Below are 6,036 nucleotides of genomic sequence, written 5' to 3'. Positions count from 1 at the left end.
ATCAGTAAACTCATCGATGAACTGTCACATCAGGCTGCTTAACGCTGTCTGCCGTGTCAGTGGATGCGCATTATAGGCAGTGAAACTTTTTGTGCAAGGGCTTTTTAAATGAAAAAAGATCGCATGGCGATCTTTTAAACGATGGCGATTATTTTACATGCAAAGTGCCCATTAATTGTGCTTTTTGCTGCCTTTATCGATAAAACCTTGGATTAGCGAGACAGCTTTTACGTCATCCCAATCAACATAGGATCGAACAAAGGCAATTAATTGACCCTGTTGATCAAGAATAAAGGTCGCAGGAATCGTGTCGAGCGGAAAAACGTTCCCAAGACTTTGTGGTTGATCGTAGTAAGAGTTGAAATTCGCCATACCCAATGAACTTAAGAACGGCTGAACCTGCTGCTTACCTTCTGCATCAATAGAGATAGGCAGCACGACAAAATCTTCAGTCTTGAACTTAGTTGCTAACCTTTCGATTGCAGGCAACTCTCTGACACATGGCGGACACCAAGTCGCCCACATGTTAACCATAATGATCTTGCCTTTAAATTGGCTGAAGTCGATAGCTTTACCATCGACATCATTAAAGGCAACAGGCTCAATAGGAAAAGTCTTTGGCAGTACATTGATCAAATCAACCGTTGATTCCATCGGTTTAGCCGTTTGCTGCATACCAGGGTACGCATGCGCGACCCCAGCAACAAATACCAAAAGAATGGATGACAACATGAATGCCGTTATGACTTTATGCTTCATTTTGTATTGCGCTTTAGCAAGGTATCTAACTCGCGCTGATCTTCTGCGCTAATTTCGTTCGGCACATTACCGCCAATACGTTGCTTACGAATGAAGATGAATCCAATCACTAGACCCAGAAGTAATAAACCAATAGGACCTAACCAGAGAATGTAGGTCTTGGTTTCCATCTTAGGTTTATAAAGAACAAACTCACCGTAACGACTGGTCATAAACTCGATGATCTCATCATCCCCTTTTCCTTCGTCAACCATCTTGAATACCTCAAGACGCAGATCTCGAGCAACGGGTGAATTGGAGTCGATCAAATTTTGGTTTTGACACTGTGGACAACGTAGTTCATGGGCCAAAGACAAACCACGCTTTTGATTTTCAGGCGACTTGAATTCGTAAGTATCAACTGGTGTTGCCATGACGGCAGTCGTCATGCTGAACATCAGCACTAGACCACCCATGATTTTAATCAGCGTTCTCATGCTGCGCCATCCTTCGCTGCTTCAGCTTGTAATTGTTGGATCATAGGGTAAAGGGTTTCACTCCATACGCGTTGGTCTATTGGACCTGCATAACGGAAACGGATAATACCGTTGTGATCAACAATAAAACTCTCTGGTGCACCATAAACGCCAAGATCTAATCCTAAACGCCCATCTTTATCATAGATATTAACGTTGTAGGGATCGCCCTGACGTTTTAACTCTTCTAACGCAGGAGCACGCTCATCACGATAGTTAATCCCGTAAATTGGCAGAAGATTTTTACGTTTTAGCATCACTAAGAAAGGATGCTCATATTTACAAGATGGACACCACGTCGCCCATACATTAAGTAATGATACCTTACCTTTTAATTGCTCATTCGTTATGATCTCAGCCGGTGTTTCTAGGCGTTCCAGTTGGAAAGCCGGAATAGGCTTCCCTTCCAGTGCTGAATCCAATTGCTGCGGATTCAGAAATAACCCTTTATATAGAAACACCCCCATGGCGAGAAATATGACCAATGGGATAAACAGAACCAACTTCTTCATACATTCCCCAATTATTGAGCCGTTGCCAATTTTGCCTTTTCGGCCAAAGGCGCGACGGCTGCAGTGACTTTCGCACGGTAACGTTTATCCGATGCAGCGAAGAATCCACCTATCATCATGAAAATTGCCCCAAACCATAACCAACGCACGAACGGCTTATAGTTTAAACGAACCGCAAATTCAGTGCTGGTAATAGGGTCACCCATAGTTACGTACAAGTCACGGAATAGACCCCAGTCAATACCGGCTTCTGTCATATCCATAGTTCGCACATTATATTGACGACGATCTGGTTTTAGTAATGTCAGTAGCTCATCGCCCTTGTAGATCTCTATCTGTCCCTGCTGTGCAGTGTAGTTAGGACCCACTACGTTTTTGGTCTCGAGATACTTAAAAGTATAACCGGCAAGTTCTTGGCTTACACCAGGTCCCATACGAACACTTTTCTCAATCGAGTAATTTGACACCATAGTGGCACCAATCACAGAAACGGCAATACCGAGATGCGCAAAGATCATACCAAGCTGACTACGGCCCATGCGGCTGATGCTGATATCACCTTCTTTCGACTTGACCATGTTATAGGCCGCTCTTGCGGTAGCCAGAATAATCCAAGCAGCGGCAGCAATACCAAAGGCAACCCAAATATTGAATGCACCATCGACGATAAAAGGAGTCACAATACCGATAGCAGCAGCAATCATTGCTGGGATCAATAGCTGACGCTTAAGCTCGCCCGCTTTCGATTTTTTCCAACGAATAATTGGACCAATACCCATAAAGCCAAATAGTACTAATACGATAGGCACGAACACCGCATTAAAGTATGGGGGTCCAACAGAGATCTTACCCATGCCAAGCGCGTCGATGAGCAATGGATATAATGTACCCAATAGTACCGTACCTGCGGCAACCGTCAGTAGCACGTTACACACTAGGAGCATAGTTTCTTTAGACTTAAGCTCGAAACGGGCAGGACTACTCATTTCACTGGCACGTAAAGCAAACAGTGTTAATGAACCGCCAACAGCTAAACCAAGTAACAACAGGATGAACATACCGCGGCTTGGATCGGCTGCGAATGAATGCACTGAGGTTAATACACCAGAGCGAACAATAAAGGTACCAAGCAAACTTAAAGAGAAAGCGAAAATAGACAGTAATACAGTCCAGTTACGGAAGGCGCCGCGTTTCTCAGTCACAATCAAAGAGTGAACAAGCGCAGTACCCACTAACCAAGGCATAAAAGAGGCGTTCTCAACAGGATCCCAGAACCACCAACCGCCCCAGCCTAATTCATAATAAGCCCACCAAGATCCTAGTGCGATACCGCCCGTAAGGAAGGTCCAAGCAGCCAATGTCCATGGACGAGTCCAACGAGCCCATGCAGAATCGAGACGGCCGCTCATCAGCGCAGCAATCGCAAATGCAAAGCTTACAGAGAAGCCCACATAACCCAAGTACAACATAGGAGGATGGAAGATTAATCCCACGTCCTGCAGCATTGGATTTAAGTCACGACCTTCGGCAGGGATCGGGAATAAACGTTCAAATGGGCTAGATGTGAGTAGCATAAACAAACTAAAGCCAATCACAATAAGAGCCAATACTGCCAGCACACGAGCAGTAAACACTTCTTCTAAACCTTTGCTAAACAAGGCAACCGCAGCCGCCCAAGTTGATAAAGCAAACACCCAAAATAACAGTGACCCTTCATGACCGCCCCATACGGCCGAGATCTTAAAGAAGATAGGTAACTGAGAATTTGAATGATGTGCCACATAGGCGACCGAGAAATCATCGACGGCAAAACTATAAGCCAGCACGACAACAGATAAGGTAATAAAAAAGAACATTCCGTACGTTAATGGCCAAGCGTACCTAACAAGGTATTGGTCTTTTCTGGCAACACCTATTAGGGGGACGCTGATTAATAAGAAGGCAAAAGCCACCCCTATTATCAACGCAAAGTGTCCAAGTTCTGGGATCATGGGTTTTCCTCAGTCTTCAATAATATGTTGATTTAGAAAGACTCTATCTCAACGCACAACATGCTATTCACGCAAATGCACGAAATTTTGCTCATTTTAGTATTTGCTATTGTTCCTGTCTGCCTCTTTCGTACAAAACTGGGTTACTTGTCTCATTCTCAATTTTAGAGGTCGATGAAAGTCACGGAAGAGGCTCAGTTCTGCATGTGACCGACAAATGACACTTAAGTTTCATACAAAATTTACAAGAAGAATCAATTTGTGAACCAGTGCCCAACTATATGCTTTCAGCACTGGGATTACCTTATATTACTGTTCAATGAACAATCTTTACGTATAATCTTGCTTCCAAGCCTAGCGGTTACTCCGCTTTCTGCAAACTAAAGTGAATATAGAAACAATGACGACATTTTGGATTTTTATTGCGCTTGTTATGTTAGTCGGCCTGATGCTGATTTGGATCCCGCACTTCAGACAGCAAAAATTGCTGAAAACGGAAGAAGCTGGAGTTCGTAAACAAACGAACCTTGAATTGTTCAATGAGCGCTTAGGCGTTCTTGAAAAAGAATTAAGTGAAGAGCTACTCGATCAAGCCGAATTTGATGCGTTGAAGAAAGAACTGGAAATCAGTCTACTCCAAGACATCAAACAAGCGAACGACGATTCACTGGTCAACCAAATAAAGCCAAAGACGATTCTGTGGCCGTCGATCATGTCAGTTTGTTTGATTGTCATCTCAGGCTATCTCTATCAACACTTAGGTGCCTTCGAGAATATTGATAGTGCTCAACAACCTGCAAATCCACATGCAGGAATGGATACGGCTCAAATCATGATGCAACGCGTGCAGATGATGGAAGCTCAAGTTAAAGCCGAGCCAGAAAACAGCCAACTGTGGTTTAGCTTAGGTCATGCTTATGTATCAGCAAACCAATACGATAAAGCTATTGCGGCTTTCGATAAAGTAATCGAATTAGTCGGAAAGCATGCAGAATTGCTCGGTCCAAAAGCAACGGCGATGTATTACAAAGCGGGTCAACAAATGACACCGCAAATCCAAGCTCTTATCGATGAGTCCTTAGCTATGGATGCCCAAGATCCTTCAACGCTACTGCTCGTGGGTATGGATGCTTTCTTTACTGCTGACTACAAGAAAGCCATCAACTCTTGGCAAACGATTTTAGATAGCGGTCGTGCCGACGTTGATCGTGCAGCTCTTATGAATGCAATCGAAACCGCTAACTTACGCATGCAGTCGGAAACCGCTGGCATGCCAAATGATGATGCACATAAGCAAGTCAAAGCGAGTGCTAAATCGGTCAATGTCACTATATCTATCTCTGCAGAACTTGCGGCTAAAGCCAGTCCAGAAGACACCATTTTCATCTTTGCCCGTGCAACTGAAGGACCTAAAGTCCCATTAGCTGCAACCAAAGTCAGTGCTAAGTCTTTCCCGATTACAGTGACATTAGATGACAGCAGCGGTATGGGTGGTGATGTGAAGTTAAGCGATGCAGCCAATGTGGAAGTGATTGCTGTGCTGTCTAAACAAGGTAATATCAAACCGCAAACGGGTGATATTCAAGGCAAGATCAGTAAAGTCGCCGTAGGCGATACAGCGAACCTAGTACTTGATACTCAAGTGCAATAAATCGCAGTTAATTGCAGATATAAAAAAACCGGCTTTCGCCGGTTTTTTTATATCTGAAAAATTACTTAGCTGTAGACATAAATTTGATAGCAGCTTTGTAATCATCATCAGTACAATCAGTACACATACCGCCTGGTGGCATAGCATTCAGACCAGTTTTCACACTCTTCACTAGAGCGTCAACACCCTTAGCTAAGCGTGGTTCCCATTCTGCAGCGTTGTGCACTTTTGGAGCACCAGCAACACCCATGCTGTGGCATACGGTACATGCCTTATTATAAATAGCCTCAGCATCTTGAGCTGAAGCGTTAACTGACATAGTCAAAGCAGCGACAGCAGTCATTGCTAACAGTTTTTTCATGTTCAATGTTCCTAATGCAAATACGTACAAAGCTCGGCGCCGCCCTTACTTAGGCAGACTCATTATAGCCGACTAAGATTACTACAAACTTCAAGAAATCTCATCTTTTTGTGATTAGAATCTCAACACAAAATGAATCAGGCGACAAGGATGACAAATTCGTTAATATATTAGCAAGTCGTAAAAAAGTTCGATAAATATTGCGGTTATTGGAACCACATCATATTGCTGACATCTAGTGCAAACC

At 43.7% G+C, this 6,036-nt stretch carries 6 protein-coding genes; 1 reads left to right on the top strand and 5 read right to left on the bottom strand.

All coding sequences use genetic code 11. From position 1 onward, the window contains the following. Positions 1 to 171 precede the first annotated feature (171 nt). From GWI56_RS20080 to GWI56_RS20065, 4 genes are read right to left on the bottom strand one after another with little or no spacing between them, the layout of a single operon-like run. A complete protein-coding gene (locus GWI56_RS20080; RefSeq protein WP_198573870.1) occupies positions 172 to 759 on the bottom strand; it encodes a TlpA disulfide reductase family protein in 588 nt (195 codons plus the stop codon). Continuing rightward, positions 756 to 1,235, bottom strand: coding sequence for a heme lyase NrfEFG subunit NrfF (gene nrfF / locus GWI56_RS20075; RefSeq protein ID WP_198573869.1), 480 nt, complete (start codon positions 1,233 to 1,235; stop codon positions 756 to 758). Before nrfF ends, GWI56_RS20080 begins: the two co-directional genes overlap by 4 nt. After that, on the bottom strand, positions 1,232 to 1,786 hold the full coding sequence (locus GWI56_RS20070) for a DsbE family thiol:disulfide interchange protein (protein ID WP_198573868.1): 555 nt from the start codon (positions 1,784 to 1,786) through the stop codon (positions 1,232 to 1,234). Before GWI56_RS20070 ends, nrfF begins: the two co-directional genes overlap by 4 nt. Positions 1,787 to 1,797: 11 nt before the next feature. Further along, the gene (locus GWI56_RS20065) at positions 1,798 to 3,777 is read right to left on the bottom strand and encodes a heme lyase CcmF/NrfE family subunit (RefSeq protein WP_113941594.1); all 1,980 of its coding nucleotides are present in this window, start codon (positions 3,775 to 3,777) and stop codon (positions 1,798 to 1,800) included. 400 nt (positions 3,778 to 4,177) lie between these two features. Here GWI56_RS20065 and ccmI point away from each other — a divergent pair, with 400 nt between their 5' ends. Further along, positions 4,178 to 5,428: a c-type cytochrome biogenesis protein CcmI gene (ccmI, locus tag GWI56_RS20060; RefSeq protein ID WP_198573871.1), complete on the top strand. Its 1,251-nt coding sequence runs from the start codon at positions 4,178 to 4,180 to the stop codon at positions 5,426 to 5,428. A gap of 61 nt (positions 5,429 to 5,489) precedes the next feature. Here the strand turns inward: ccmI and GWI56_RS20055 are convergent, their stop codons facing one another. Next, the gene (locus GWI56_RS20055) at positions 5,490 to 5,789 is read right to left on the bottom strand and encodes a c-type cytochrome (protein ID WP_105251041.1); all 300 of its coding nucleotides are present in this window, start codon (positions 5,787 to 5,789) and stop codon (positions 5,490 to 5,492) included. Positions 5,790 to 6,036 lie beyond the last annotated feature (247 nt).

Source organism: Shewanella sp. DW31 (assembly GCF_015767295.1).
In the GTDB taxonomy this organism is placed as follows: Bacteria; Pseudomonadota; Gammaproteobacteria; order Enterobacterales; family Shewanellaceae; genus Shewanella; species Shewanella oncorhynchi.
This window is presented reverse-complemented; position numbering and strand designations above follow the sequence as displayed.